Source organism: Acidovorax sp. KPB24-07 (genome assembly GCF_057543315.1).
The window spans coordinates 1-2,816 of record NZ_BAAJYS010000420.1; the positions used below are offsets into that span (position 1 = coordinate 1).

The 2,816-nt window shown below is 71.9% G+C and carries 2 protein-coding genes and 1 pseudogene; all 3 read right to left on the reverse strand.

All coding sequences use genetic code 11. The annotated features are described in order from the left end of the window. Positions 1 to 314: pseudouridine synthase (locus tag AC27IQ_RS21940; RefSeq protein ID WP_487090785.1), on the reverse strand; the 314-nt coding region annotated here is incomplete at its 3' end. Further along, positions 298 to 2,491, reverse strand: a pseudogene (locus AC27IQ_RS21945) (PAS domain-containing hybrid sensor histidine kinase/response regulator). The gene AC27IQ_RS21940 and the pseudogene AC27IQ_RS21945, both read right to left, overlap by 17 nt. Positions 2,492 to 2,549: 58 nt before the next feature. Further along, positions 2,550 to 2,816 (reverse strand): hypothetical protein (locus tag AC27IQ_RS21950; RefSeq protein ID WP_487090786.1); only part of this gene is annotated, 267 nt, incomplete at its 5' end.

Genomic DNA, 2,816 nt, shown 5'->3' on the forward strand with positions numbered 1-2,816 from the left:
TGCACCACGGCCTCGTAGCGCTTGTCCACCTGCCGTGCGGCGAAGGCGTCGCCCAGCGTGCGCTGGGCCGTCGCATGCCGCGCCATGAGCACGATGCCGGAGGTCGCCTGGTCCAGCCGGTGCACCACCAGGGCGTCCGGCCAGTGCTGCAGCGCACGGGCGCTCAGGCAGTCCTGCTTGTCGGGGCCGCGCCCCGGAACGCACAGCAGGCCCGAGGGCTTGGCCAGCACCAGCAGGTCGTCGTCGGCGTACAGGCAATCGGGCGGCGGGGCGGCCTCCGCGGCGCCTGGCACCGCCTCAGTGGCGTCCGCCATCGGCCGGGTCATCGGGGCCCTTGGCCGCGCCATGCACCAGCTGGTGCACGGTGGCGCAAAGCTCTTCCACGTCGTTGGGCTTGTGGATGAGGGCGCTCGCGCCTTCGGCCAGGGCCGATTGTTCGATCTCCGCGGTGACGTGGCCCGAGGCCAGGGCCACCGGCAGGTCAGGGCGGATGCGCTTGGCCTCGCGCACCAGGTCCACGCCGCAGTAGCCGGGCATGTTGTAGTCGGTCACCAGCAGGTCGTAGTTGCGCGGGTCGGCGCGCAGGGCCTCGGTGGCTTCGTGCGGATCGGTGAACCCGGTCACCTGGTAGCCGCGGCGGCGCAGCAGGCGCCGCACGAGGAAGACCAGCGCCTCGTCGTCGTCCACGTACATCACGTGCGCGTGCGCTCGTCCGCGCTCTGCACGGGCGGCGGGGCGGCGGGCTGGGGGCGTGCGGCGGCGCGCTCGGTGCCGAATCCGGCGCCACGGGGAAGTACAGCGTGAAGCGGCTGCCTTCGCCGGGAGCGCTGTGCACGTCCACCGCGCCGCCGTGCGTGCGCATCACGCCGTGCACCACGGCCAGGCCCAGGCCGGTGCCCTGGCCCACGGGCTTGGTGGTGAAGAAGGGCTCGAAGATGCGCTGCTGCGTGGCCGCGTCGATGCCCGGGCCGTTGTCCACCACGGTGAGCGCCACGTACTCGCCCAGCGGCAGGCCCAGGCGCTCGCACAGCCGCAGGTCGGGCTCCAGGGCCGAGGCCTCCATGCTGACGATGCCACGCGCCTCGCCGATCGCATGGATGGCGTTGGTGCACAGGTTGAGCAGCGCCTGCTCGACCTGGGTGGCGTCGGCCAGCACGGGCGGCAGCCCCGCATCCAGGCGCATGCGCAACTCGATGGCGGGCGGCAGGGTCACGCGCAGCAGCCGCTCGGTGTCGTGCATGGCGTCGTGCACGCTCACGGCGGTGCGCTGCGGCGGCTCGTTGCGGCTGAAGGTGAGGATCTGGCGCACCAGGTCGCGCGCGCGGCGGCCGGCCTTGTCGATCTCGCGCAGGCTCTCCAGCACGGGCGAGGCGGCGTCGCAGTCGGCCTTGGCCAGTTCGACGTTGCCCAGGATGGCGCTCAGGATGTTGTTGAAGTCGTGGGCGATGCCACCGGCCATGGTGCCCACGGCCTGCATCTTGTGCGACTCGCGCAGCTGCGCTTCCAGCTCGCTGCGGTGGGCTTCGGCCTTCTTGCGGCCGGTGAGGTCGCGCGCGAAGACGGTGGTGGTCTCGCCCTCGGCATGGCGCTCGAACGACATGCTCACCTCCACCGCCAGCTCCTTGCCGCTGGCGGTGCAGGCCACCATCTCGCCCAGCACGGCCTGCGTGGTGAGCTGCGCGAACGCCAGCGCCTGCGCCGCATCGGGCAGGAAGCGGTCGAGCCGGCTGCCCATGGCGTCGGCCGTGGCGCACTGGAACAGCGCGGCCGCCGTGGGGTTGAAGACGGTGATGCGCTGGTGCTGGTCCACGCACAGGATGGCATCGAGGGCGGAGTTGATCACCGCCTCCAGCCGCCGCTCGCTGGCGTGCAGCTGGGCATTGCGCTCCTGCAGGGCCTGGGCGCTTTGCTGCAGCGCCTGACGCTCGGTGAGCAGCGGTCCCTGGTCGATCACGGCGCACAGGAATTGCAGCACCGGCGGGCCGCTTTCCTGGGGCGCCTCGATGCGGGCGATGTGCAGGTCGCCGGTGATGGTGCCGCCCGAGCCCACGGGAAACACCACCTCGGTGGCCTCGCTGTGGCCGAGTTCGCGCGCCTGCGCGAAGGCCTCGCGCACGCGTTCGGCGTCGGCCGCGCTCACGAACGGCATGAGCGAAGTGACGGGACGGTCGGCCTCGGTGGGCTGGAAGGAGCGGTGCGCCATGGAGTTGGCCTGCACCACCATGTCATGTTCGTCGAGCACCATGAGCGACAGCGGCACGCTGGCGAACAGCGTCTCGAAGCGCTCCGAGGCGCTTTCCGCCGCGGCCTGGCTGTAGCGCAGCACCTTGTTCTGCACCTCCAGCTCGGCCTGGTAGGCGCGCAATTCGCCGATCAGCGCGGCCACGGGGCCCTCGGCCCGGCTCGCGGGCGCGCGGCGCTCGGGCGGAATGGGCGCGGGCGGGTTCTCCGAACCCGGGGGCAGGAGCAGGGAAAGATCAGGACGGCTCATGGGCGGGGCAGCGACGGCAGGCAGAGCGGCAGCGGCGCCAGCGCCGCACGGAAGGGGCTCAGTGTACGCCCGCCCCTGGGTGCCGGCCAGCCGGTGGCTTGCTGCAGGAAGTGCCTTTCACGCGGCGGCGCGGCGAAGCCCTTTCCGGCCATCGGCAAGCGTCCACCGGGACGGTGACGCCACGCCGCGGTTCAGCGCGGCACGGTGCGCCAATCCCGCTCGATTGTTCATGCGCCGCGCTGGAGATCTCCCGCATAATGTTGGTGAAGCGTTGTACGCTTTCCACGATGTCGGTCATGGTGGCGCCGGCTTCGCCGACGAGCCG